Here is a 331-nt window from a genome sequence, read left to right on the forward strand (position 1 = left end):
TTATATTTTTTCATTAAATTCATAATATTAAAACTTATTAGCTTGTTCTTCAAGATAACTTGTTACATTTTTTAATTGTCTTAATGTATCTTTTTGAGACTGCTGGTCAGTTGTATCAACATTAGTAGATAATTTTGTAATATTATTTTTGATTAAATTCAAATCTTCTTTATAGCGTTTTAGTAAGTTAAGTTCTACATCTACTTGATTAGCAAATGTATGTAAATCATTTTGCATAATAAGAAGCATTGATTTTTGTAAATCTGCTACTGTTAGGTTCTTTGTTAAATCATAAAATTTTTGGTTTTGTGTCTCTAAATCAGCTAAATGT

At 23.6% G+C, this 331-nt stretch carries 1 pseudogene; it reads right to left on the reverse strand.

What is annotated here, in order from left to right:
• Nucleotides 1-27 precede the first annotated feature (27 nt).
• Nucleotides 28-331 (reverse strand): annotated as a pseudogene (locus BPMYX0001_RS26165) (hemolysin BL lytic component L2); the annotation flags it as partial.

It is taken from the genome of Bacillus pseudomycoides DSM 12442, assembly GCF_000161455.1.
Classification (GTDB): Bacteria; Bacillota; Bacilli; order Bacillales; family Bacillaceae_G; genus Bacillus_A; species Bacillus_A pseudomycoides.